This is a genomic window from Saccharopolyspora sp. NPDC002376 (genome assembly GCF_053593195.1).
Window position 1 is genome coordinate 1 of sequence record NZ_JBSFBZ010000017.1, and the last position, 24,162, is coordinate 24,162.

Consider the following 24,162-nt stretch of genomic DNA (forward strand, 5'->3'; position numbering starts at 1 on the left):
GTGGTCAATTTCTCGCGAAATTGACCACGCCCCGGGTGACGGAGCGCGTTCCGAAGGGTGTTTGCTCTGGTGGCTACGCCGTGCTGGGTATAGCCCGGTGGTGTTCGGGTCAGGTGCGTTGTTGGGGGGCGTAGACCTGGTTGTTGGCCGGGGCCGCGCCGATCGGGGGGAAGCCGCCCGTGCCGCCCGGCATGGTCGACGTCCAGCCATCCTCACCGTTGTTCGCGCTGTTCTGGCGGCGCGGCGGGGCCGAGCGGTCCTGTTCGCGCTGAGCCAGCTCCTCGTGCAGCTTCCGCAGCAGGTTGCGCTCCCGGTCGGTCAGCTTCGCGTCGACCGCCGCGGGCACGCGCATCCCCGGCCCCTCGGCCACCGCCTCGGCGCTCCGCGCGACCGCCCGGAGCTCCTCGCGCTGCGGCTCCGCCTCGCGCTGCGGTTCCGCGCTCTGCTGCTGCTCGCTCCGCTCGCTGCGCAGCTCCGCGGCGGGTGCCGCTAGCGCGGCGGCCGGCTGCGCCGCAACCACTTCGCGCTGCTCCGCGGGAGCCGGCGGAACCACCGGAGCGTGCTGCTCGACAGGGGTCTGCTCCACCCGAGCCTGCTCCACCCGAGCCTGCTCCACCGGCGCCTTCACCGGAGCCTTCACCGGAGCCGGAGCGGGAGCAGGAGCAGGCTCCGGAGTCGGCTCAGCCGGAGCCTGCTCCTCAACCACCTGCTCCACCGGACGCTCCGCAACCGGTTCGGCCGGCGCCGCGTCCAGGTGCACGCGGTGCGCCGCAGCCAGCGCCTCGCGGTGGTATTCCGGCAGCTCAGTACCGCTGCCGAAGACCTCGACCGAGCAGTTCAACCCAGCCCGGCGCAAGGCCTCGAGCAGCTGATACGCCACAGCCGGAGTCGATCCGTCGGTACCGACCTCGGCGAGCAGAACCCGGCGCGGCACCACCCCGTAGCTCACGCCAGCCGGGGTCGTCCGGTCCGTGCACCACAGGCCGCGCAGCCCCTGGAGACGGGCTGTGACCGGGGCCAGCGCCGCAACGAGGTTCGCGTCGACATCGCCCGGGTTGCCGAAGCGGTGCTCCCCGGTCGACGCCCCGTCCACCACGTTCAGCCGGTCGGCGAGGGCCTGCGCGGAGCGGGTTTCCTCCAGGACGCGGCGCAGCTGGTGCTGCTCGGTGGTGTTGACCGGGATGCGCCCGGCGATCAGGCAGCCGGTGAGGTATTCCGCCGCGGCGTCCGGGAGTCCGGTGCCCAGCAGTTCGCGGGCCGAGTTGATCCCGTCGTCGTCCACCCGCCCGGCCATGGCCAGCAAGAGGTTGTGCAGCCTGTCCTCCGGGCCGACTCCCTCAGCCACGTGCACCACGTTGCCTCCTTCGGATGTCCGCTCAGCCACGACGACCGGCGAGTTCTTCGGCACCCGCGCAGACCAGCGCCGATTGGGCGAGCGCCGCGCGGTGGTAGGCGGTCGGTTCGTGCTCCGGTGGGAGCACCTCGACTCGGGGTTCGGATTCGCCGAGGGCGCGCAGGACGCGTTGAATCTCCCCGGTGAGGGCGACGGGATCGGTGGATGCGGTCACCAGCAGCACCAGCTTGGCGGCGCTGCCACCACCGGTGCTCCACCAGCTGCTGCGCACTTCCCGGACACCGGACCGGCCGCGCAGCGTGGCGCCGAGCACGAGCAGCGCGGAGTCGGCGACCGGCTCGCCGGGGCTCTCGGGGCTGAACGCGTGCTGCGGGAGCGGTTCGGGGTCCGCGGGGAGGACCGCGTTGACCATCGCGGGGTCGGCTCCCAGCGGGAGCAGGGCTTCGGCCAGCAGTCGGTGTTCGTCGTCTTCGATGCCGATTCGTTCGCGCACGAGCGTGCCCGGGAGCACTTGCGCGATCACTTCCGCCGCGTCACCGGCGAGCCAGTCGCGGAAGCGCCACAGATGCCGGTCGGGCAACCGGTCGGCGAGTCGAAGCAGCAATTCGTGGCACACGTCGTTCTCACGCACCGCCAACGTCGGCCCCTCCCAGCCTCGTCCACGTCGATGCGGGTGTCGTCCCCCGACTCAAGTTACACCCGTCCAGGTGAACCTTGGTCGCACTGGCGAGATCACACAAGCCTCTGAGCGACCGTTTCGCACCACACTGGATTTGATCGCCCCCTGATCGAGCTAACCGGTTCCGGCGAACCCAGTCACGGGATGATCGCAGCGTACTGGTCGACGCGGCTAGTACGCGGCCCAGCCGCCGAAAAGCCGATGTGGATCACCCGACGTGTTCCGAAAAAAACGCGGCGTCACCCGAAAAGGGCGACGCCGCGCGTTCGATCCGAAAAGTCTCACTCGACCTCGACGACGATCTCCACCTCGACCGGGACGCCGAGCGGGAGCTCCGCCACGCCCACCGCGGAGCGGGCGTGCTTGCCGGCCTCGCCGAAGATCTCGCCGAGCACCTCGGACGCGCCGTTGACCACGGCGGGCTGCCCGGTGAATCCCTCGGCCGAGGCGACGAACCCGACGACCTTGACGACCCGGACCACCGAGTCCAGCCCGACCAGGGCGTCCACCGCGGCGAGCGCGTTCAGCGCGCAGATCCTGGCGTACTTCTTGGCGTCGTCGCCGCTGATCTCCGCGCCGACCTTGCCGGTCGCAGCGACCTGGCCGTTGACCACCGGCACCTGGCCGGCGGTGAAGACCAGCGAGCCGCTGCGCACCGCGGGCACGTAGGCCGCGACGGGCGTCACCACGTCGGGCAGCGGAATGCCCAGCTCAGCCAGGCGGTCAGTCCAGCGCCCCATGTCAGGCCTCCTTCGGCCGCTTGAGGTAGGCCACCATCTGCTCGCCGGTCGGGCCGGGCAGCACGGAGACCAGCTCCCAGCCGTCCTCACCCCACTGGTCGAGGATCTGCTTGGTCGCGTGGCTCAATAGCGGAACAGTCGCGTACTCCCACTTCTGCATGCGGGCAGCTTAGGAGACGCACCTCGGAGGGCGCCGCCGCGGAGGCGTGCTCGTGATCTGAACGGGGCTCACCGGGCGACCCGCAGACATTTCACCGACCCGGGACCTACGCTGATCGCGTGACCGACTGGAACGGGGAACTGAACCAGGCCCGATTGCATGTGGTCAGTGGCAAGGGCGGCACCGGCAAGACCACCGTCGCGGCCGCGCTCGCCCTAGCCCTGGCGACCGGTGGCCACAAGGTGCTGCTGATCGAGGTCGAGGGCCGCCAGGGCATTGCCCAGCTCTTCGACACCGCGCCACTGCCCTACTCCGAGGAGTGGATCGCCGCGGCGCCCGGCGGCGGCGAGCTCCGCGCGCTGGCCATCGACGCCGAAGCGGCGCTGCTGGAGTACCTGTCGATGTTCTACAACCTCGGCTTCGCCGGGCGCACGCTGCGCAGGATGGGGGCCATCGAGTTCGCCACCACCCTCGCGCCGGGACTTCGCGACGTGCTGTTCACCGGGAAGATCAAGGAGTGCGTCGGCCGCACCGACGAACGCGGCCGCCACGTCTACGACGCGGTGGTGGTCGACGCGCCGCCGACCGGTCGGGTGGTCAAGTTCCTCGACGTCACCCGGGCCATGGCCGATCTGGCCAAGGTCGGGCCGATCCGCGATCACAGCGACGGCGTGGTGCGGCTGGTCCACTCCAGCGACACCGTCGTGCACCTGGTGACGCTGCTGGAAGAGCTGCCGGTGCGCGAAACCCTGGAGGCGGTCGCCGAGCTCGACGCCGCTGACCTGCGCCCCGGCGGAGTGCTGTGCAACCGGGTCCGCCCCAACCGGATTCCCGACGATTCCGTCACGGACGCTGCCGAGGGCCGGGTCGACGCTGACAAGGTTCGCGCCGGCCTGGAAGCCGCCGGGCTCAGCTTGGAAGACGACGAGCTCGACGGGCTGGTGCACGAAACGATCGAGCACGCGATCCGGGTGCGCACCGAGGAGAGCGCTCGCCGCCAGCTCGCCGAGACCGACCTGCCCACCGTTCCGCTGCCCGACCTGACCGCCGGGATCGACGTCGCCGAGCTCTACGAACTGGCCGAGATACTCACCGAACACGGCATCCGGAGCCCCCGATGAGCGAACCGCTGCGGCCCTCGCAGGTCGACGTCGACGCCCTGCTGGACGACCCGAGCACCCACGTCATCGTCTGCTGCGGATCCGGCGGCGTGGGCAAGACGACCACGGCGGCGGCGCTGGCGGTGCGCGCGGCCGAGCGCGGCCGCAAGACCGCGGTGCTCACCATCGACCCGGCGCGGCGGCTCGCTCAGGCCCTCGGCCTGCGGGAACTCGGCAACCAGCCGAAGCAGGTCATGGCGGAGGGCTTCGAACCGGCCGGGGATCTCAACGCGATGATGCTGGACATGCGCCGCACCTTCGACGACATGGTGCTCGCGCACGCCGGACAGGAACGCGCCGAGCAGATCCTGAACAACCCCTTCTACCAAACGATCTCCACGTCCTTCTCCGGCACGCAGGAGTACATGGCGATGGAGAAGCTGGGGCAGCTGTCGGCCTCCGGCCAGTGGGACCTGATCGTGGTGGACACCCCGCCGAGCCGGTCGGCGCTGGACTTCCTGGACGCCCCGCAGCGGCTGTCCACCGTGCTGGACGGGCGGCTGATCAAGATGCTGTCCAGTCCGGCGCGGGTCGGCGGCAAGGGACTGCGCAAGATCGTCGGGGCCGGGTTCGGGATCTTCGCGAAGGCCGTTTCGATGGTCATCGGCGGGCAGCTGCTGGCCGACGCGGCGAGGTTCGTGCAGGCCTTCGACTCGACCTTCGGCGGATTCCGGGAGCGCGCCGAGCAGACCTACCGGCTGCTGCGCTCCCCCGGCACGGCGTTCCTGGTGGTCGCGGCACCCGAACCGGACGCGCTGCGGGAGGCCACCTACTTCGTGGAGCGCCTGGCCGGCGAGCAGATGCCGCTGGTCGGGCTGGTCGCCAACCGGACGCACCCGGTGTTCGCCGGGCTGGCCGGGGCTCGCGCGACGGCGGTCGCTGAAGAAATCGAGTCCGATGGTTCGGCGCCGATGGCTTCCGCCGCGCTGCGGGTGCACGCCGATCGCGTGGCCATCGCCGAACGGGAGAAGCGGTTGTTGGCCCGGTTCACCCGAGCTCACCCGGAAGTGGCGCTGGTCGGAGTTCCCGCACTTCCGTCCGATGTGCACGATTTGACGGGACTGCGCGAGATCGGCCGCAGACTGGCGGGTGAATAACGGGCAACGGGGCCGGACAATCCGCGATGGAATTGCCCGGCCCGACCCAAATGAACTAGCTCACTTGGTACTCGTCGAAATCGACGTATTGCTGCCGAGCCGCTTCCAGCAATTCCCGCCAGTTGCGGACATCGGGCCGACGACGCAGCAGCGCACGGCGCTCCCGCTCCGTCATTCCACCCCACACACCGAATTCGATCTTGTTGTCGAGCGCCTCGCTCAGGCACTCGGTGCGGACCGGGCAGCCGAAGCACACCATTCGCGCCTTGCGCTGCTCCGCACCTCGAACGAACAATTGGTCCGGATTCTGGTCACGGCAAGCGGCGGTTACCCGCCAGTCCCCCTGCTCGAACATAGAGTTCCCCCAGCTCCTCACTGGATCGTCGGCGACCGTATTTCGTCCGGAGCCCCCCGGCACCGGATGCTGCGGCGGTACGCTTCATCCGCAGCAGTGCTGTCGCTGGACGTAGACGGACTGTAGAGCCACTCGGTTCCACAACCAACCAAGGGTTGTCGCTCCGTTATCTTTCGAACTCATCACATCGGGCGGACTTCTCCTGTAACACTCCGTCACGAACAGGTTCCGATTTAGGCTGGCGAAGTGCGTGTCCGGGACAGCTTGTTGAAGCTTTTCGGTCTGTGTGTGCTGGCTGGCGTACTGGTCGCCGGATTGTTGTTCCCGATAACGGGGTCACTCGGCGTGGTCTCCAACCGGGCCAGCGATGCGGTGAACAGCATCTCCGCGGACCTGATGACCAAGGAACCTCCGCTTGTGACTACAGTCACAGATAAAGACGGGAGGCCGATCTCCTACCTGTTCGACCAGGACCGGACCCCTGCTGCCCCGGATCAGATCGCCGACACCATGAAGGCCGCGATCGTGGCCATCGAGGACCGGCGGTTCTTCGACCACCAGGGCGTCGACTGGGCCGGCACGCTGCGCGCCGCGATGACCAACCAGGTCTCCGGCGCCATCTCCCAGGGCGGTTCCACGCTCACCCAGCAGTACGTGAAGAACTACCTGGTGCACGTGGTCGCCGGCGGTGACCCGGTCAAGCAGCACAAGGCCATCGAGCAGACCCCGGCGCGCAAGCTGCGCGAGATGCGGATCGCCCTCCAGCTCGAGAAGCAGCTGCCCAAGGAGGAGATCCTCACCCGGTACCTCAACGTGGTGCCCTACGGGAACCGGGCGTACGGCATCGCCGCCGCCTCCCGCACCTACTTCGGCACCACCCCTGACAAGCTGACCATCGCGCAGGCCGCGCTGCTGGCGGGCATGGTGAACAGCCCCAGCGCGCTGAACCCGGAGAGCAATCCCAACGAGGCGCTCGACCGGCGCAACCTGGTGATCAAGGCGATGGAGGACCAGCAGCGGATCACCCCGGAGGCCGCGGAGGAGGCGAACAACTCGCCGCTCGGCCTGGTACAGCCGCTGCAGAGCATCCCCAACGGCTGCGTCGGCGCCGGGCCGTCCGACGGGTTCTTCTGCAAGTACGTCATCGACTACCTCGAACGCGCCGGGTTCACCGAGGAGCAGCTCCGGACCGGCGGCTACACGATCCGCACCACGCTGGACGAGAAGGCCACCACTGCCGCCAAGGCCGCTGCTGAGAAGGGCGTGCCGAAGACGACCAGGGGCATCGCCAACGTGATGAGCGTGGTCGAACCCGGCAAGGAGAAGCACCGGGTTCGAGCGCTGGTCGCCAACCGGGACTTCGGCCTCGACGCCTCGCAGGGGCAGACCGCGTACGCACTGCCCAGCGGTGTGATCAAGTTCGGCGCCGGGTCGGTCTACAAAGTGTTCACCTCGGCCGCCGCGATGGAGAAGGGGATGGGCATCTACAACACCATCCAAGCTCCGGGCAGCTACAGCTCGCCGGTCTACAAGAACGGCACCGCGCCCTACACCGTGGGCAACGCCGAAGGCGTGTCACCGGGCCCGCGGACCCTGCAGAAGGCCCTGGCGACCTCGCCGAACACCGCGTTCGTCGCGCTGGAGGAACGCGCCGGGCTGGATCAGACGGTGGACATGGCGGTGCGGCTCGGCATGCGGCAGACGCTGCAGAACTACACCGCCTCCGGTGATCCGATCGGAGCGAACGGCTCCAGCGGCGTCTCGCAGGGCGACTTCGTCAAGCAGCACAACATCGGGGCGTTCACCCTCGGGTACGCACCGACCAGCCCGCTGGAGATCAGCAACGTCGGCGCGACGATCATGAGCGGCGGCACCTGGTGCCCGCCGACGCCGGTCGAGCAGATCCTGGACCGCAACGGCAACCCGGTGTCGATCACCGAGGACCCTTGCGAGCAGGTCGTCGACGAACCGCTGGCGAACGCTCTGGCGGTCGGCATGAGCCAGGACGACCAGCCCGGCGGCACGGCGGCCGCGGCGGCGTCCGGAGCGCACTGGAGCCGTCCGCTGGCGAGCAAGACCGGTACCACCGAGTCGTACCAGTCCGCCGGGTTCCTCGGCGCCACCCCGCAGTACTCCGGGGCGGTGCTGACCTTCAGCGACGGCACCTCGCCGCAGGGCATCTGCGACTCCGATCCGCCGCGGCTCTGCGGGGCCAACGGCGGCAACATCTACGGCGGCAAGATCCCGGCGCGGACCTGGTTCGACGCGATGAACGTCATCCACGAGGGCCTGCCGGTCGAGCCGTTGCCGCCGACCACCGACCGCTACGAGAACGGCGGCGACGAGTTCCAGGTGCCCAACGTCGTCGGCATGACCTCGGACCGGGCCACCGACGCGCTGCAGAAGGCGGGCTACAAGGTCCAGGAGCGTTCGGTGAACAGCGCGCGCAAGCAGGGCCTGGTGGTCAGCCAGACGCCGCGCGGCTTCGCGCTGCCGGGCGAGACCGTGACGCTGTCGGTGAGCACGGGTTACGTCCCGCCGCCCTCGCCGGAGAAGCCACCGCCCCAGCCGACGGCGCCGTCGAAGCCACCACCCGAACAACCACCGGCGCCACCACCGGAACAACCGAATCCGCCCGGCAACCCGCCGGACGCCTTCCCGCCGTGACCGACCAGTGCGGGCGTCTCCGAACCGGAGGCGCCCGCACCATCGTTTCCGGTCCTGTGGACAACTCCGGGTCCCTGTGGAGAACTTCCACGATTTCAATGAGGTTTTTCCAGGCTCGTTTTGCGTGGCGGTGCCGGGGACGGGACCGTGGCGCGGACGCTGAGTGCCTGTCTTTAATCCTGGTTCTTGGTCTTTTGCCTTGATGCGCCGAGGCGGCGTCTGAGGTTCCGCTACCTGCACCGCCTCGCAGAACGGGTTCGAGACAGGCACTTAGACTCGGTTGTGTGACGAACACGCAGGTGAGCACCAGGCGCGCGCGATCTCGGTACCGGTTGCTGGAAGTGCGGTCCGCGGAGCGGATCACGCCGCGGATGGTGCGGGTCGCGCTCGGCGGCGAGGAGCTCGCCGACTTCGTCAGCAACGGCAGCGACCAGCGGATCAAGCTGTGCCTGGCGCAGCCGGGCCAGCCGATGCCGCTGGGCCGGACCCGCGCCGAGGTGTTCGCGCTGCCCCGCGAGCAGCAGCCCCGGCAGCGCACCTACACGGTCCGCTCGTTCGACGCGGAGCGGCAGGAGCTGTCGATCGACTTCGTGGTGCACGACCACGACGGCCCGGGCAGCGCGTGGGCGGTGCAGGCGACACCGGGCGAGCAGATCGTGACGGTCGGCCCGAGCCCCGCGTACCAGCCGCAGGCCGACGCGGACCCGCTCGTGCTGGTCGGGGACGAAACGGCGCTGCCCGCGATGTCGGCGATCCTGGAGGAACTGCCCGTCGAGACGAAGGTGCAGGTCTTCGCCGAGGTCTCCGACGCTGCGGAAGAGCAGGAGATCAACTCGGCGGCCCAGGTGGAGTGGCACTGGCTGCACCGCAACGGCACCCCCGCCGAGGACAGCACGCTGCTCGCAGACGCGGTCCGCGCGGCCAGTCTCGGTACGAACCCGCACGTCTGGATCGGCGCGGAAGCCGAGATCGTCCACGAACTCCGCGAGCACTGCCAGCGCGAGCTCGGCCTGGAACGCCGCCGCCTCTACGCCCTCGCCTACTGGCGCCGAAACACCGCCGCCGACTGACGGCTCCGCGCGGCCAGAGGTCGTGAGTGAGAACCGCCGTCCCCACTCACGCCCCCAAGCCCACCACTGCGCGTTCCGCCCGGTCCCCGACCACAGTTTCAATTGAAACTGTGATCCGTCGTGCCTGGGATTTACAGTTTCAATTGAAACTGTGGTTCTGTACCAGCGGGACCGGAGCTTCGGAGCTGGTGATCAGCTGGCGAGTTCGGTCTTGACGAGGGCTGCGACCTTGCCGCCCTCGGCGCGACCCGCGACCTTGGCGTTGGCCGCCTTCATGACCTGGCCCATCTGCTTCATGCCCGGGCGCTCGCCCAGTTCCGCCTCGACCTCGCTCACGGCGTCCTTGACCAGCTGCGCCAGCTCATCATCGCCCAGCGGCTTCGGCAGGTAGCCGCGGATGATCTCCGCCTCGCCGAGCTCGGCTTCGGCCTGCTCCGCGCGTCCGGCGCCGCCGAACGCCTCGGCCGCCTCCTCGCGCTTCTTGGCCTCCTTGCTCAGCACGCGCTGCACCTCTTCGTCGGAGAGCTCGCGCGCCTGCTTGCCGGCCACCTCCTCCTTGCCGACGGCGGCCAGCACCATTCGCAGCACTCCGGTGACGACGGTGTCGCGTTGCTTCATCGCGGCGGAGAGATCCGCCCGCAGCTTGTCCTTGAGCTCGGCCATGTGTCGATTATCCCGCCGTGCGCACGGGCCGGGCACGCGGTCCGCCGTGTCGACGTAGGGTTGGTGGGGTGAACAAGTTCGGGCGATTTCTGCTCAGCGCGGGCGCTCTCGGCGCCGCGACGGTCACCTACTCGGCGGCGATCGAGCGGCGGCACTGGACGCTGCGACAGGTCTCGCTGCCGGTGCTCGACGAGGGCACTGCCCCGCTGCGGGTGCTGCACATCTCCGACCTGCACATGACGCCGAACCAGCGGTCCAAACAGCGGTGGGTGTCCGAGCTGGTGGACCTCGACCCGGACCTGGTGGTCAACACCGGCGACAACCTCGCGCACCCGCAGGCGGTGCCGGCGGCGCTGCGCGCGATGGGTTCGCTGCTGGACCGGCCGGGCATTTTCGTCTTCGGCAGCAACGACTACTACGGGCCGACCGCGAAGAACCCGGCCCGCTACCTGCTGCCGTCGTCGAAGACCAAGCGCAGCCACGGCGATCCCCTGCCGTGGCGGGACCTGCGCGCGGCGATGGCCGAGCGCGGCTGGCTGGACGCGACGCACCGGCGCCACGAGATCGAGGTCGCCGGGGTCCGGATCCACATCGCAGGCCTGGACGACCCGCACCTGCACGCCGACCGCTACGACCTGATCGCCGGGACGCCGCCGGAGGGCGTGCAGCTGCGCCTCGGCGTGACGCACTCCCCCGAGCCGCGCGTGCTGGACAGCTTCGCCGAGGACGGCTACGACCTGGTGCTGGCCGGGCACACGCACGGCGGCCAGCTGCGACTGCCGGGCTACGGCGCGCTGGTGACCAACTGCGAGCTCGACCGGCCCCGAGCGCGCGGCGCGTCCACCTGGGGCGAGCGGATGCACCTGCACGTCTCGGCCGGGCTGGGCACTTCGCCGTACGCGCCGGTGCGGTTCGCCTGCCCACCGGAGGCGACTTTGCTGACTCTGCTGCCCCGCTCCGAAAATTCGGCCGCTACCAGCGGAAACGTCAATAAGGGGACCCCATTCGGGACGGGTGAGGGCGTCCGGTAAAGTACTCTTCAGCGGTTGGGGCGAGCACCCGAGATGCTCCTCCGCTGAAGTATCGGGGTGTGGCGCAGCTTGGGAGCGCGCTTCGTTCGGGTCGAAGAGGTCGTGGGTTCAAATCCCGCCACCCCGACAGGTGAAAGGGCCTGGTCAGGACTTCGCAAGAAGTTCCGACCAGGCCCTTTCTTCATGCCCGACCCCCACTGTTGGGAGAATTCTGGGAGAAAATCTCGGAATCCTCTCCCCTACCGGCCTCCCTTCCGTGCCTGCAGCAGCTCGTCCAGGGCGCCTACCGGCGAGCTCGGCGACATGGCCAGCCGGGCGTCCAGCGCCTCTTCCCAGCGCCGGGTCAGGTCGCTGGCGAGGCGGGTCCGCATCTCTGACGTCACATGCGTGTAGCGCCGCTGGACGGACCCGTCCGTGTGTCCGATGCGGTCGTCGGCGAGCACTGCTGGCGTGCCGAGCTCTTCCATCAAGGTCCGGTGGGAGTGACGAAGGCCATGCGGGGTGAGCCCCGGTGCAATCGGCACCCAGCACGCCTCGGCGCGTGCGTGCGCGCCTCGCCCACGTGCCGGCACTCCTGGCCATGGTTCGGCCAGAACCGGAACCGGCTGCGACGGCCGCGGGGACTTCTTGGGGTACCACCCGGTGGCCGCTGGCTGGAACAGCCACGTGGCGAACCCGGTGCGTCTCCAGTGAGGAGCAGGAACCGGCGCTCCAGCGCCGCGCACATACCCGAGATCAGCGATCGCCTTCTCCACTCGCGTCCGGGTGTCCTCGGCGACCCCGGCCGGACGGTTCAGCACGTTCGACACCGTGCCCGTGGACACCCCAGCCCGCCGAGCCACATCGATCAGCCTCGCGCCCGGTCGGCCAGTCGCGCCGTTCGCAGTGCCGAAACCTCGGAACACGTACGTCCGGCCGTGGCATGGGCACGGCTTCGGCGAGGTCCGGGCAATGTGACCAGAGACCAACCTCGACAACCACGGCGGCATGTCGACCGTGCGGTACGAATCATCCTTCGGCGGACAGCGCAGCAGCTCGCCAGAGTCCAGCTCGTAGAGCTGCCACTCCACCCGCACTGACTTCTCACGGGCGAATCGTGTTTCCAGGCCGACCAGCTCAGCCCACCGCAGTCCGGTGAAGCCTTTCAACGTGACGCCAACGAACTCGTCGTCGCGACCAGCGAGCAGTGCGGCCCGCTCCGCGATCAGCAACACCCCGAGCGGGCCGGTGATGACCTTCTCCGGGCCTCGGTCGCTGGAGCGTCCGGCGCGCTTGCCCCGTCCCCTTCGCTTGGTGGCCGGATTCGCGCCAATCAACTTTTCCTCGACCGCGTCGGCCAGCACCAAATGCAGCGTGCCCCGCCAGGTCTTGATGCTCGACACCGCGTAACCGCGTTCCCGCTCCTTTCGCTCCCATCCGTCGACATCTGCGGTCAGGATCTCGGCCAATGCGTGGTGCTCGAACTCCGGCAGCAGGTGTTCCTCGATGTGTCGGCGATAGTTCTGCATCGTTGACGCCGCCAGGTCCTGACCGGCATACCAACGCCGCACGTAGGCGCCGAAGGTGATCCGGCCAGCCGACGGATCGCGCCACCCGCCCGCCCGGATCTTCGCCTCTTCGTCATTCGCGGCCGTCTCAGCCTCGCGCTTGTTACGGAACTTCGCCGTCGCGCCGGACGCATCCCGGACTGTGCCGTAGCGTCCGGGCGCGATTTTGAACCTGGCGCGGAAGTAGCTGCCGCGATTCTCCGCAAAACCCATAACCTGGCGTTTTCCTCTCAGGGTTCACTAATCCCGTCACCTGACGTCCTCGACGAGTCACGTCACGCCGCGCTGGATGCGTCATCCGGTGCTGCAGGTCGGCTCCGACGAGGCGGCCGAGCTCGAAGCTGGACGACGGATCCGCTCGACGAGAGCTGACGCCGGGGGCGCCTGCTGGCCGCGCGCTCCTGCTGCGGCGATGACTCAGGGCGGCGCTCCAGGACCTGCAAGACCTCGTCAAACTGTTCACGGGTAAAGCGGATCGCGCCCGCCGCCCGCGTATGAGGAAAGCGATCACGTCGGCACTGCTCTCGCACCCACCAGCCGGACCGGCCGAGCGTCCGGCCCACCTCTTCCGGCGTGTACAGCACTGGCAGGCCGCCCTCGCCTCGATTACGTCCATTCGTCACTGCTGACCTCCTGTGCTTCCTTTTCGAGCAACGCCACGTACTCGTTGAGCCGGTTCGGAATCTCTTCCGGCGTGAAGTGCGCAGTGGGCCTGGATCCTCTAGTTGGTGACTGACCAGAAGAGGCGGCTGCAGGCGGTGCACAGCCAGCGGCGGTTGTCGAGCTGTCGCCAGTTGTCGCTTTCGGCGGAGGAAGCGACTTCTTCGCGGTGGGGGGAGATTTCGGGGAAGTCGTCGCAGAGGACCTCGTCGCATCCGCGGCGGGCGCAGTGCAGTTCCCAGAACGGGTCGGACAGTCGGCTGATCGTGAGGTCGAAGCTCTCGTCGGTGTCCCCGACGTAGAGGTTGCCGAGCTGGAGGGCGAGGCGTTCCGCCTGGGCATAGGTCCAGCAGCAGGATCCGTCGAAGAAGTCGCCAGCGGTGTCGACCATGGCGACCGACCAGGGCGGCGGGATCTGGCGCCAGCTGGTGTCGTGCAGCAGGACGGGGCGGTGCTCGAGGATCGCGGGAGTCGTCTGTTCGCGGAGCGACTCGACGGCGTCGAGCGCTAGCGGGTCCGTGCGTAGGAGTTCGGCCGGCTGGGTCCAGTCGGTACGCCCGCGGCCCAGGATGTCGGCAGCCTCACGGGCGTGCCCCAGGCCTGCGTCGATCAGCCACGCCACCACGTGGCCGGATGCGGCGTGTACCACCTGCCACTCACCGGTGAAGCACCACTGTCCCTCGCCGGGCTCTCGGCTGATCCGTGGTGCGACGACCAGGCCCGCTGCGGAGGAGGCTTCGACGGGGCCTGGCACTGGGGTGGCAAGGGGGCCGAAGAGGTGGTCGATGACGGTCGGGGTGGTCGGCGTGATGGTGCGCATGACGGTTCTCCCTTCTCGGCGCCTGTTTCAGGCGACAGCTGCGGTGGTGGTGTGTCCGGGAGCGCGGGCGATTCCGGTGAGGAGGTGCTCGGCGGCGGGCAGCCGGGCGCCTGACAGAAATGACGTAAATGACAGAAATCGCTGGCGCCACTATTTGTGCTGGTCAAAGCTTTGGATGACGGTGTGGGTGGGCTCTGACAGAAATCGACGAAAAATCTGACAGAAATCCGGGAGGGCGCCTCGGCGGTGGTCGGCGGCCCGGTGCGGCACTCGTGGCGGCGTATTTGTGTCAGATTTTCGGGCGGTTTCTGTCAGGCCTCCGCCGGGCGAGCGGGCGGCGGGTGTGACCTGCGGTTTCGGCCTGCTGCTGGGGTTTGTGTCATTTCCGTCATTTCTGTCCGGGGTGGTAGCGGGGATGGGTCCAATAGGACGGGCTGCGCGGCCTGCCCCGGCCGGTGTGGGGCTGCTCCACGCAGGCGATGTGGCCGTGGTCTTCGAGCATGGCCAGGGCGGGGTTGAGGTCGGTGGCGCTGGGGAAGCGGCTGGCCAGGGACCGGTGCGCTTCGCGTTTGGTGAACGCCCGGATCTGGTTCTGGGTGATCCACTGCAGGACCGCGTGCGCGCCCTGGACGGCGGGGTCGGCGCCGAGTCGCTCGAACACGGCGAGCGCGTGCTGGGCGAAGTAGTCGCCGAGGGTGCGTGCGGCTTCGGCGAGGTCGCGGTCGACGGGGCGGGCCCACGGTTCGCCGGGGTGTTGGGCGGCGTGCAGGAGCGCGGCCAGCCGCGCGGTCTGGCCGACCTGCTTTCCGGCCCAGTCGCCGATGTGGGCCCATTCCCCGCGCTGGGGGTGCAGTTTCGGTTCGATCGTGTTGTGCAGGTCGATGAGGACCTCGTTGGCCTCCGGGGAGAACGCGAACACCGCCGGGTCGGTCCAGTCGTGCAGAGTCATCACCAGCCCGCGCAGGTTCTCGTCGTAGGTGGCCGAGATCTCGGCGGGCACCGGGGGCGGGTCGGCGAGCCGTGTCCCGACGGTGTTTTCGGGCAGGGAGTAGAGGAATCGGGCGAGCAGGCCGGTGCCGCGGAATATGGCGGTGCGACCGAGCTCGTCGATGACCGCGGGCTGCACGGTGACGCCGAGGGTGAGCGCGGGGTTATCGACCCGCTCGGGCGGGCGGCCTTTGCGGTCGACCAGCAGCAGGTCCCCGCCGTGGCCCTTGAGGAAGACACCGAGGTTCGGGGACCCGCTGTAGCGGCCGGCGAGGATGTCGAAGATCCCGCCCTCGGCGGACAGAACAGCCAGACGCCCGCCGTGCTGGGACAGGAGCGTGGCGACCTCCTCGGGGGTGATGTCGTCGACGATGAGCCGCGGCTCGGCCGGGACTTCCTTCTCCTTTGCTTCCAGGGCGGCGTCGAGGGCCTCGGCCAGTGCGGTGTCCCGGTCCCCGCTGTCGGCGGTGGCGGCGGCTCGTTCTGCCCTCTCCAGCACGGATTCGGCGGTCTTGCGCTCGAGCCGGGCCTGCTCGATCACCGGGGTCATCTTCGCTGTCAGCTCCCGCTCGGCAGCGGTCAGCGGGGTGGTCATCGCCCGGAACACCGCCGTTTTCCGGCTCGCGGGCGGCAGAGCGACCACGCTGTAGATGTTGACCGGTTCGTCCCAGCCCTGACGGATCCGGGCGACGGCCCGCCCGCCGACCGCGGTGGACAGTGCCGCCAGCGCCACGCACCCCGGCAGATCCGGCGGGGTCTGCGTCGCGGTGGCCACCGCGTTGACCTGCTCGGCCAGCCAGTTGGGCAGAACTTCGACCGGGAACGGCGGCAGGACACGCTGGCTGCCCAGCGGAACGGGCTGTTCCCAGATCAGTCCGGGTTGTTCTCCGGCGTCGGGCATGTCGGGAACGGCTGCCAGGTGTGCGGCCACCGGGGCCTCCTCTCCAGCGTCGGCGGGGTGGTTGGGGCGCTGAATGCGCCCCAACCCAGGGGTTTGCGGAAGCGGGGAGCTCATGCCGCCAGGGCCTCCCAGCCGGTCGGCGGCTCGGCGCCCAGCAGGACCGGCATGGCGCGCGGCCTGCGGGTGATCGCGATCAGTCGGTCCGCCGCGACCACCGCTGTGAGGGCCTCCAGCTCCCCGGTGCGGTCGGGGTGCCAGTGGCGAACTCGGTACGCCGGGCGCCCGTGAACGCACTCGGGGTGCGGGCACTCGACCTGGCCGACGCCGGCGTATCCCTGGTGCCCGCCGGGTTTCCGGCACGCCCGGTGGCAGGCCGGGGTGTAGACCGGGTCGCGGTGGAAGGTCACCCAGTCCCCGCGCCGGGGCTGCAGGTAGCCGCTCATGCCGCCACCTGCCCCGAACCGGAACCGGTGTGCCTGTCGATGCGCCGGGGCGAGGTGGCCGCCGTGCGCAGGCCCGAGCTGATCGTGGCGTCGATCGCGCTCGGGGTCCACGGATCGTGCGGGCGGACGTCGGGCAGCCGGGACATGGCGCGGTGCAACACATCCCGGACCCGCGCCTCCTCGACCGCACCGCCCGCGACCAGACGGCCGAGCGCGAGCGCGGCGGTGTAGAGGGTGTTGTTCTGCTGCCCTGGTTCGGCCTCCCTGACCCGCTTCGCCTCGGCCCGCAGTGCTGCCGACACGTAGGCGGAGGGGCGGGCAGCGGCGATCTCACGAGGCGCTGAGATCACCGGAGACGGCCGAAAAGCCAGCGCCTGGGCCAACCACCCCGGCAAAACCGCAGGTTCGGAGTCGTCGTAGAGCTCGTACCCGCCCTGCAGGGTGATCGATCCGGCGGCGACGACGTAGCCGCCGTGGCCTCGGGTGTCGATCAGCGGCCCGAGCACTCCGGAGGTGTTGCGCAGTTCGGTCTCGGCCGGTGCCCGGAAGTACAGGTGGGTGCCGCCGGACGGGGTCGTCACGGTGTAGGTCTCCGGGACCTCTTCGCCATGCCGGCGGGCCAGGTCCGCCAACCGCTCGGCTCCGCTCCGCTCCTCCTGCCCAGGCTTGGGCTGGTCGAGGTCGATGACCAACTGCAGGGAGGGGCCGGTGGCCAGCCCGATGTTGTACGGGCGGTGCGCCCAGCACCGGCAGATCCGGGTGGGGTCGGAGGTGGCGCGCTGCTCCCACCCCAGGTGCCCGTCCCGGCAGACGCCCTCGCCGGTGCAGGTGCGGTGTCCGTGCAGAGCGGGCCGCTTCGTCCCCGGCAAGAGCGGAAACACCTTCCACCCGAGTTCGGCCAGGCACAACGCCCACTGGCGGAGCTGTTCGACTGTCGTGTTCACTGCTCAGCCCTCCACGCTGCGATCTGGCGCAGACGAGCGGCGGTGACCTTGATCGGGCAACCAGCCGTCAGACGAACGCCGTGAAAAGTGAGCGCGCCCACGTCCTCCAGGTCGAAGTGCGTCCACACAGCCACATTCCGGGCGGTACGTGTCGCAGCGGAGATCTTTGCCTGGACGAATCTGGAGGTCCTGGTGATGGATACATCAGTCGCGAGGTGTTCGGCCCAGACGGCCATGGCGATCAGGGAGTCGTCGGTGGTCCCCAGTTGGATCTCCACTTCGTCCACCCACAGCCCGCTGGGGCGGATGCTCACGTTCGTGACCGGGGGCAGAACGTCGAGCGGCAGGCCGTCAAGCCATTCGGCGAGGTCGGTGGTGATGGTGGCGAGGTCGGACATCAGGCTGCCTCCTTGGGGAGATCGCGGCGCCGCGCTGTCGGCTGCGGGGCGCGGGTGGGTCTGGCGGTGGGGTCAGACGGTGGTGAGGTGGCCGGCGCGGGTGAGGCGGTCGGCGAGGCGCTCGATGCGGGACCAGTGGGTGACGAGCTGGCGGTGTGCGAGCTGTCGGGCGGCGGTTTCGGTGGGCAGGTCCTTGCCGAGGCGGCGGTACTCGCGGAACGCCGCCATGTCGTGCTTGCAGCCGGGGCGGCTGTCCCGGATCGCCGCTCCGCGCGACTGTTTGAGGTGGTTGGCCCGCCACAAGGCCTCGGCTTCGTGTCCGGCGACCGCGGTGTGCAGGCTGGCGGTGAGGTCGTCGTGGTTGTCCTCGTCGATCGGGGTGAGGACGTGCCCGGCGTAGCTGTGTCCGCTGCGCCAGATCTTGATCTCGGTGACCTGCAGGCCGAAGAGCACGGCGATGATGGCGTGGCCCGCTTCGTGGGTGGCGGTGAGGCTGCGTTCCAGGCCCAGGAGGTCCGGGCCGCCGTCCTGGAGGTCGAATCGCGTCACTGGGGTTCTCCTTTCTTCCGGCCGTGGTGGGTCAGGCGAGGAACAGGGCGAGCAGGGCGACGGCGAGGGCGAGCAGGAACAGGTAGACGGCGTAGGCGATGCGCTCGTACTTGTTCACCGCGAGCCGGGAGAGCTTCGCCAGCTCGGCGGCCGCGTGCCCGGTCTCCAGCTGGGCGGGGCGTTCCAGGTCGGCCAGGAGCGCTTCGGGCTCACCGACGAAGTGCGCCCACCGCACGAATCCCGCTTGGGCGCCGCCGAGGAAGGGGCGGATGGTCAGTGCCAGGAACACCACCGCGGCGGCGGCCGGGATCGCGGCCAGCACCAGCAGCACCTCGGCGGCGGTGGACACCCCGGTGCGGGTCAGGCCGACGATGCCGGCCAGGGTGCCGACGATCAGACCGAGCAGGATCTGCGCTTTGGTGTCGGCCCGCTTGAGTTCCTCGACGACGCTGGTCTTGTTCTGGGCGATCCGGTCGGCCTGCGAGGAGGCCGGAACGTACTCCACCATCGGTCTCTCCAATCTCATTTCAACTACCCTCTGTAGTCGATACTGGGCACACTTCGAGCCGTGCAAGTGGGGTGTGCAAATTTGGAAACGTTGTTATAAAACCCGTTTCGCGCGCGCACGCGCCCGCGCGCATTGGTCCGGGACTAGAGGGGTGTGTGCACGGTGCGCACTGTGTGCACGCCTCACGCACCCCTGTTTGTCACGCTGCGTGTCCGCGCGCGGAGCGGGTGCGGTAGGTGCCCGGGTCGTCCGCGCGCTCGATACGTCCCTGTTCGGCGAGCGCGGAGAGCTCGCGGGAGGCCCAGGAGCGGTCGCGGCCGTGCAGGTCCTGGGGCACGTCCTTGGGGCCGAATACCTCGGTCTGGCGGGCGATCCAGTCGGCCACGGCTGCCTTGGCCTGTGCCAGGCTCGGCTTGATCTGGGGCAGGTCGATCGTCGCGGTGCCCTCGTCCAGCTCGGGCAGCTCGGCGTCGGGGTCGACGTCGTCCAGGTCGGTTTCGGTCTCCGGGGGCAGCGGCGTCAGCCCGGCCTCGGGGTCGTCCGGGTCGTCCTCGAAGTCGGCGTCCTCGCCCTCCAGGGAGTCCTCGAAGTCGTCCAGCCGGTCCGCGTCCTCCTCCGGGACCGCATTGGGGTGCAGGGCCACGACGTTGTCCTCCTTCCCGTCGTCCTCGGTGTCCTGGGCCCGCTGGGGCAGGCCCAGGGTCTTGGCGGTCGGGGCCCACATCGCCGGGGCGTGGTGAGCGTGTTCGGCGATGTCGGCGGTCAGCTGCTCGTCGGAGACGCGGAAGGTGCGGGCCGGGGTGGCGAACCGGGTCTCCTCCACACCCGGGGCTTCCATGTAGAAGGCGCCGGGCAGGCGGTTCTTCCAGCGGTGCGGGGCGGCGCCGGCGTCGAGGGTCTCGTCGGACAGGGAGTACCCGGCGTCTTCGGGGTCGTTGACGCCGAAGCAGATCGCGGTGCCGAGCTGGGCTCGCACGTCGGTGCTCATCTGCCGGAAGGTGCTGCGCTGCTGGGAGAGCACCAGGCTGATCCCGGCGGAGCGGGCTTCCTGGGCGATGGTGGTGAACTTCTCGTTGCCCTGCAGGAGCTTGCTGGCCTCCTCGACCCACACCACCAGGTACGGCATGCCGTGCTTGGTGAAGGCCTCGGGAACCCACTGGTCGTAGCCCCACTGGCCCAGCTGTGAGGCCCTTTCGGTGATCGCGGCGGGCAGGTTCTTCACGAGCTTCTTGCACTTGGCCGGGTTGGTGACCGGAAACGCGGGGCTGCCCTTGAGGAAGGCCACGGTCTGGTCGCCCTTGGACGGGTCGAGCACCACCAGGTTGACGTCGCGGCGGGTGAGGATGTCGGTGGCGATTTCCTTGAAGCCCTGCGACTTCCCGGAGCCGTTCATCCCGTTGATCTGCACGTGCGTGGCGTTGCGGCCCGCCGCCTTGTCGCCGGGCAGCCACATCCGGACCAGCTCGGTGTCCTCGTAGACCCCGAAGACGATCGGGTCGGCGATCGATCCACCGGGGTGGGACGGGCCCTCCCAGTCCATCGACTCGCGCAGCACATCGCGCGGCACGATGGTCATCTCCGCCTGCGAGGCGTCCTCAGGGTTCTCGGCGATGCGCACCGCGCCCTTACGCAGCCCCAGGTAGGAGGCGATCAGATCGGCCTTCTTCTGCACGTCGTTGGCGTCGATCTCACCCGGCGGCAGTTGCAGCGGTCCGGAGACCTTGTTCGGCTCGACCGCTAGCGGACCGGTCGTGACCCCGGCGAGCTTGACCTTCTCCCACAGCCCGTCCTTGCCGCCCTCGGAGTCCCCGCCCCGCTTAAGGGCCTTGAAGATCGACCAGGACAGCGCCACCGTGGCACCGCCGAACGCCCACAGCTGGAACAGTGGGGTCTCCCACGGGCCCTGGATCGTGGCCGCCGTGGTCCACGCCGCGGTGATCCCGGAGGTGGCGGTGGCGAACCGGCGCACCACCACCGCCCGAGCCCGAGCGCAGTACCAGGTCAACGCCGTCACGCCGGTGCCCAGCAGCGTCAGTCCGGCCGAGGCCCACGGCAGCGCTTCCGGCGTACTGGTCATCCACAGGTGCGCCCCGGCTGCCACGGGCCAGGTCGCCAACCATCCGCCCCATTCGCTGGCGTATGGCGCCAGGCGGCTGCCCCAGTGCTTCTTCGGCACGAAGTAGGCGGCGTCGGCGACCGCGAGGTCACCCTCCCCGTTCCGCTTGCTGACCATGACTTTTCGCTCCTTTCCGGTGGCCTCGCGGTCACACATCACGCAGTGGTCGGTGGTTACTGGTCGTTGACGTTGAACGGCCGGCGCCTGCTGCCCTTGTTGGTTTCGAACTGCTGCAGGAAGTGCTTGTGGTACGAGGTGAACGTGCGCGTCATCTCCACCGACGCCACCTCGATGCCCTGCGCCGCACGGCCCAGGTGGCTGGCCACCAGCCGCGCACGAACACGGGCGTCCAGCCCCATGAACACCGGGGATCCGTTCGTCGGGTGGTCCTTGAGCACCGCCTGCAGCTCCTCAGCGCTCAACGCCAAGTGCAAGTAGGCCTGACGCAGGACCTTGCGGCCGTTCTCGCAGAACTCCCGGATCGCCCGCGGCGACTCGAAAACCGGCTGGTCCAGCAGCTTCGACTTCTCGTCCATAACTGACTCCTCCTCAACAGCGGGTGGAAAACTCAGGCGGCCATGCCGGATGCGTGGGCGGTGTCGTAGGTGAAGCACAGGTCGATGTAGACCCCCGCGCGCTCCATGTCGCCGTAGGTGGCGGGCACATAGGTCTTTTTGATGGCCTCGAAGGCGGCTTCCAGGTAGCGCTCGCACGGGTGCGGGAGGGTGGCCACAGTGGCGAGGCGGCGGGCGATCTTGGCCTGCTGAAGGAAGGAGTCCTCGAACGCGGGGCTCTCGGCGGAGCGGTTCAGGAGCTTCTCGGCCAGTTCGAGGTAGGTCTGGACTCGGTTGGAAGCGGGCATCGTGCTGTCTCCTGTCGGTCTCAGGCGGCCTTGTTGCCGCTGTCGTCTTGGTGGAGCAGCCGTCGCAGTTGCGAGGCGCGCTTGCGCTGGATGCGCAGAGCGGTCTGGATGTCGGTGACGGTGGGCTGTGCGGCCAGTTCTCCGGCCGCGATGAGGCTCCGCACCCGTGCGAGGTCGCGGGCGTCATCGGCGCGCTCGTCAGCGGAGGGTTCCTGTGGCGGTTCCGCCCCCGGTTCCGGCACCCGCGCGAGGCCCGGGGTGAGGACCGTCAGGTTGCCGAGTTCCCGCTGGTCATCGCTCTGGGAACCAGTTCCGGAACCGCTGTGCGGCTTCGACTGGGTGTCGAGGCTCAGCCAGTTCTCGACACTGTCGACCCAGTCGTCATGTCCCGGGTCCACGGGCTGGAGAACAGGACGCCGGAACCACCCGGAACTGACGAGCTCGACAGTCGCCGAGGCGTACATCAGCGCCACACGACCGTCCGGGAACACCCGCCCCTTGGCCTGGCGCATCGCGGCGCGACGGATCCTGCGTGCCCGCCTGCCGGCGACCGCAGCCAGCTTCCGTTCCTCGCGGGGACGGTCGTCGAAAACCTCGGTCACAGGCTGCCCGGTCACCGCTGCCCGGCGAGAGGCGGAGGCTGCCCGCCACGGGGCCCACAGCCACCGCAGCCCTAGCCGCGGCTGGCGAACCTCGCCCCGTTTCGCGGCGGCGTCCATCGACACCTTGATCTGATGCATCACCAGACCGGCGACCGACACCGCAGCCATCACCACACCGGCCATCCAGCCCTTGGCGTTCAGACCGTGCATGAAGATCATGGCCGCAGCAGCACCGGCCACGGTCCACATCGCCACCCGGGCCCGGCCAACAGCCACACCCTGCTCCATGCGCCGGCCGATCTCGAAAGAGATCACCCACGCCGCCGACTCGGTCAGCACCGGCAGCAACTCACCGATCGACCCATACAACGCACGCCCCTGCTCGGCCTGGGCATGCCAGGCCATCGCCGTAGGAGCGGCGATCAGCGGCACCCACAACCCGTAATCCCGCAGGACCCGCCAGCACGACGCCCCGAACTCCCGACGCGCGGCCCTGCGAGCCTCGGCCTTCTGGGCGCTCAGCCGAGACTTGTGCTCCCGGTCGAGCCGTGCCTGCTCCCGCCGCTCCCGATCGGCCGCGAGCTTGCGCTCAGCCGCACCATTCCGGCGGGCTTCCTGCGCCTGGGCATAGTCGGCCATGCTCACCAGCGATCACCCCGCCCCGACCGGCGGCGCCGCGGACCAGCCACGTGCACAGTGCCCCGCGCCAACGACCGCAACTCACCGCTCACCTGGACCTGCCACAACCGCAGCATCACCAGCGCCCACACCACGCAGAACACGATCGGCACCAGCAACCACGGCGCCCCGATCGCGGTGTAGAGCCACACCGAAAGCGCACCGAACAAGGCCGGGAGCAGCAGGAACTTGATCAGGCGAAACAGGACCCGGAACGGGAACGTCGCCACCCTCACCGCGTCAGTCATCACTGACCACCGCCCTGCTGCGCACGTTCCCGCTCGACGAAGGCCACGGCCCACATCTCGAGGTCCTCGCTGTGGCTGTCCCAGTCGATGCCGGGGTCGGCGTCAAACTGCCTCGCGCCCCGTACCGCGGAGGCCATGTCCGGGAAGTTCAACGGCAGCGACTGGAACCGGTGTCCGAGGTCGCAGGTGGCCTGCCAGAGGTCGAACCGGATCCGGATCGAGTTGCTGTCCTCGTCGGCCTCGGCAACCGGGTGCACGAACACCGCACCGGTCACCTGGCTCTGCGGGGACGGGAGGTTGTAGGAGATGCCGCGAACGGTCATGGTCACGCTCGGCACCGAGACGCCGCCGGGCACCCGCTGGACGTTCACCAGGTTGACGTGGGTCATGCCGCCGCACCCCCCTCGATCACCGCGAACCGACGCATCGGAACCACCTGCGCCACCCGCGACACCGCCCGCTCGGTGTGCGCCAGCGCCCGCCGCCGCTGCAGACCCGCCAGCACCTTGCGCTCCGCGGCACGCGCCTTGTCCAACCGCCACATCGCCAGCTCGTCAGTCACGCCGGCGTCCTCGGCCTCCATGACCGCGGCCTCGGCCTCGACCACCGCGAGACCAGCCGCAACCACCTCGGGGTGCTCGGCCAGCGACGCGAACTCCTCCACCAGCAGCTCGCCCTGGCCCGGGCCAGCGACGCCCGCCAGCGGGTCGTCCATGTACTCCTCCGGACCGGACTCCTCGTCCAGCGCCTTGCGGATGTGCAGCGCGAAGTACTCGGGGGTGATCTCCCCAGCCTGGTGCGCACCTGGGAAAACGTTCATCGTGACCTCTCACTGTGTTGATACGAACGGGCCAAACTGACTCGTTTGCCGGTTTGAGGGTTTGCCTACAAACTGGCGATGACGAGAACGTTAGCCCGGAAGC

Annotated in this window: 26 protein-coding genes and 1 tRNA gene; 6 read left to right on the plus strand and 21 right to left on the minus strand. The window is 69.3% G+C overall.

Annotated features, from left to right (window positions below; all coding sequences use genetic code 11):
- Positions 1-109: 109 nt before the first annotated feature.
- The 4 genes from ACWCO2_RS14015 to ACWCO2_RS14030 form a co-directional block, all read right to left on the minus strand.
- Entirely contained in the window at positions 110-1,354 is a 1,245-nt protein-coding gene (locus tag ACWCO2_RS14015) for a hypothetical protein (RefSeq protein ID WP_450128116.1), read from the minus strand.
- 22 nt (positions 1,355-1,376) lie between these two features.
- Positions 1,377-1,991, minus strand: coding sequence for a hypothetical protein (locus tag ACWCO2_RS14020; protein WP_450128117.1), 615 nt, complete (start codon positions 1,989-1,991; stop codon positions 1,377-1,379).
- Positions 1,992-2,314: 323 nt separating this feature from the next.
- A complete protein-coding gene (locus tag ACWCO2_RS14025) occupies positions 2,315-2,773 on the minus strand; it encodes a RidA family protein (protein ID WP_450128118.1) in 459 nt (152 codons plus the stop codon).
- A gap of 1 nt (position 2,774) precedes the next feature.
- Positions 2,775-2,933, minus strand: a complete 159-nt coding sequence (locus ACWCO2_RS14030; protein WP_450128119.1) for a hypothetical protein — start codon at positions 2,931-2,933, stop codon at positions 2,775-2,777.
- A 119-nt stretch (positions 2,934-3,052) separates the two neighbouring features.
- Between ACWCO2_RS14030 and ACWCO2_RS14035 the strand changes: the two genes are divergently transcribed.
- Together ACWCO2_RS14035 and ACWCO2_RS14040 are read left to right on the plus strand one after the other, a co-directional pair.
- On the plus strand, positions 3,053-4,054 hold the full coding sequence (locus tag ACWCO2_RS14035; RefSeq protein ID WP_450128120.1) for an ArsA-related P-loop ATPase: 1,002 nt from the start codon (positions 3,053-3,055) through the stop codon (positions 4,052-4,054).
- Positions 4,051-5,190, plus strand: coding sequence for an ArsA family ATPase (locus tag ACWCO2_RS14040; RefSeq protein WP_450128121.1), 1,140 nt, complete (start codon positions 4,051-4,053; stop codon positions 5,188-5,190). The genes ACWCO2_RS14035 and ACWCO2_RS14040 overlap by 4 nt, the downstream gene beginning before the upstream one ends.
- A 55-nt stretch (positions 5,191-5,245) precedes the next feature.
- Here ACWCO2_RS14040 and ACWCO2_RS14045 read toward each other — a convergent pair whose 3' ends face one another.
- A complete protein-coding gene (locus ACWCO2_RS14045; RefSeq protein ID WP_270947444.1) occupies positions 5,246-5,545 on the minus strand; it encodes a WhiB family transcriptional regulator in 300 nt (99 codons plus the stop codon).
- A gap of 417 nt (positions 5,546-5,962) precedes the next feature.
- Between ACWCO2_RS14045 and ACWCO2_RS14050 the strand changes: the two genes are divergently transcribed.
- Complete coding sequence (locus tag ACWCO2_RS14050; protein WP_450128122.1) at positions 5,963-8,212, plus strand: transglycosylase domain-containing protein; 2,250 nt, start codon at positions 5,963-5,965, stop codon at positions 8,210-8,212.
- A gap of 284 nt (positions 8,213-8,496) precedes the next feature.
- Positions 8,497-9,282 carry a siderophore-interacting protein gene (locus ACWCO2_RS14055; RefSeq protein ID WP_450128123.1) on the plus strand — a complete coding sequence of 262 codons (786 nt, stop codon included), beginning with the start codon at positions 8,497-8,499 and terminating at the stop codon, positions 9,280-9,282.
- 192 nt (positions 9,283-9,474) lie between these two features.
- Here ACWCO2_RS14055 and ACWCO2_RS14060 read toward each other — a convergent pair whose 3' ends face one another.
- A complete protein-coding gene (locus ACWCO2_RS14060; protein ID WP_450128124.1) occupies positions 9,475-9,945 on the minus strand; it encodes a GatB/YqeY domain-containing protein in 471 nt (156 codons plus the stop codon).
- Between the two features lie 68 nt (positions 9,946-10,013).
- Here ACWCO2_RS14060 and ACWCO2_RS14065 point away from each other — a divergent pair, with 68 nt between their 5' ends.
- Both ACWCO2_RS14065 and ACWCO2_RS14070 read left to right on the plus strand, forming a co-directional pair.
- Positions 10,014-10,976 (plus strand): metallophosphoesterase, encoded by a 963-nt coding sequence (locus ACWCO2_RS14065; protein ID WP_450128125.1) that lies wholly within the window; start codon positions 10,014-10,016, stop codon positions 10,974-10,976.
- Between the two features lie 53 nt (positions 10,977-11,029).
- Positions 11,030-11,103, plus strand: a tRNA-Pro gene (locus ACWCO2_RS14070).
- Between the two features lie 112 nt (positions 11,104-11,215).
- Here the strand turns inward: ACWCO2_RS14070 and ACWCO2_RS14075 are convergent.
- The 15 genes from ACWCO2_RS14075 to ACWCO2_RS14145 all read right to left on the minus strand — a co-directional run bounded on the left by ACWCO2_RS14075 (position 11,216) and on the right by ACWCO2_RS14145 (position 24,059).
- A complete protein-coding gene (locus ACWCO2_RS14075) occupies positions 11,216-12,736 on the minus strand; it encodes a LacI family DNA-binding transcriptional regulator (RefSeq protein ID WP_450128126.1) in 1,521 nt (506 codons plus the stop codon).
- Between the two features lie 508 nt (positions 12,737-13,244).
- A complete protein-coding gene (locus ACWCO2_RS14080) occupies positions 13,245-14,003 on the minus strand; it encodes a hypothetical protein (RefSeq protein WP_450128127.1) in 759 nt (252 codons plus the stop codon).
- A gap of 388 nt (positions 14,004-14,391) precedes the next feature.
- Positions 14,392-15,921 (minus strand): YfjI family protein, encoded by a 1,530-nt coding sequence (locus ACWCO2_RS14085; protein ID WP_450128128.1) that lies wholly within the window; start codon positions 15,919-15,921, stop codon positions 14,392-14,394.
- 80 nt (positions 15,922-16,001) lie between these two features.
- Positions 16,002-16,334, minus strand: a complete 333-nt coding sequence (locus ACWCO2_RS14090; protein WP_450128129.1) for a hypothetical protein — start codon at positions 16,332-16,334, stop codon at positions 16,002-16,004.
- Positions 16,331-17,278 (minus strand): bifunctional DNA primase/polymerase, encoded by a 948-nt coding sequence (locus ACWCO2_RS14095; protein WP_450128130.1) that lies wholly within the window; start codon positions 17,276-17,278, stop codon positions 16,331-16,333. The genes ACWCO2_RS14090 and ACWCO2_RS14095 overlap by 4 nt, the downstream gene beginning before the upstream one ends.
- The gene (locus tag ACWCO2_RS14100; protein ID WP_450128131.1) at positions 17,275-17,676 is read right to left on the minus strand and encodes a hypothetical protein; all 402 of its coding nucleotides are present in this window, start codon (positions 17,674-17,676) and stop codon (positions 17,275-17,277) included. The genes ACWCO2_RS14095 and ACWCO2_RS14100 overlap by 4 nt, the downstream gene beginning before the upstream one ends.
- A gap of 72 nt (positions 17,677-17,748) precedes the next feature.
- On the minus strand, positions 17,749-18,225 hold the full coding sequence (locus tag ACWCO2_RS14105) for a hypothetical protein (RefSeq protein ID WP_450128132.1): 477 nt from the start codon (positions 18,223-18,225) through the stop codon (positions 17,749-17,751).
- A 31-nt stretch (positions 18,226-18,256) separates the two neighbouring features.
- The gene (locus tag ACWCO2_RS14110) at positions 18,257-18,733 is read right to left on the minus strand and encodes a Pycsar system effector family protein (protein ID WP_450128133.1); all 477 of its coding nucleotides are present in this window, start codon (positions 18,731-18,733) and stop codon (positions 18,257-18,259) included.
- A 199-nt stretch (positions 18,734-18,932) separates the two neighbouring features.
- Positions 18,933-20,966 carry a hypothetical protein gene (locus tag ACWCO2_RS14115; protein ID WP_450128134.1) on the minus strand — a complete coding sequence of 678 codons (2,034 nt, stop codon included), beginning with the start codon at positions 20,964-20,966 and terminating at the stop codon, positions 18,933-18,935.
- Between the two features lie 56 nt (positions 20,967-21,022).
- Complete coding sequence (locus tag ACWCO2_RS14120; protein WP_450128135.1) at positions 21,023-21,385, minus strand: hypothetical protein; 363 nt, start codon at positions 21,383-21,385, stop codon at positions 21,023-21,025.
- Positions 21,386-21,417: 32 nt separating this feature from the next.
- Positions 21,418-21,711 carry a hypothetical protein gene (locus ACWCO2_RS14125; RefSeq protein ID WP_450128136.1) on the minus strand — a complete coding sequence of 98 codons (294 nt, stop codon included), beginning with the start codon at positions 21,709-21,711 and terminating at the stop codon, positions 21,418-21,420.
- A 20-nt stretch (positions 21,712-21,731) separates the two neighbouring features.
- Positions 21,732-22,958, minus strand: a complete 1,227-nt coding sequence (locus tag ACWCO2_RS14130; protein WP_450128137.1) for a hypothetical protein — start codon at positions 22,956-22,958, stop codon at positions 21,732-21,734.
- Complete coding sequence (locus ACWCO2_RS14135) at positions 22,955-23,239, minus strand: hypothetical protein (protein ID WP_450128138.1); 285 nt, start codon at positions 23,237-23,239, stop codon at positions 22,955-22,957. Before ACWCO2_RS14135 ends, ACWCO2_RS14130 begins: the two co-directional genes overlap by 4 nt.
- A complete protein-coding gene (locus tag ACWCO2_RS14140; protein WP_450128139.1) occupies positions 23,239-23,628 on the minus strand; it encodes a hypothetical protein in 390 nt (129 codons plus the stop codon). The genes ACWCO2_RS14135 and ACWCO2_RS14140 overlap by 1 nt, the downstream gene beginning before the upstream one ends.
- Positions 23,625-24,059, minus strand: a complete 435-nt coding sequence (locus ACWCO2_RS14145) for a hypothetical protein (protein ID WP_450128140.1) — start codon at positions 24,057-24,059, stop codon at positions 23,625-23,627. Before ACWCO2_RS14145 ends, ACWCO2_RS14140 begins: the two co-directional genes overlap by 4 nt.
- Positions 24,060-24,162: the final 103 nt, after the last annotated feature.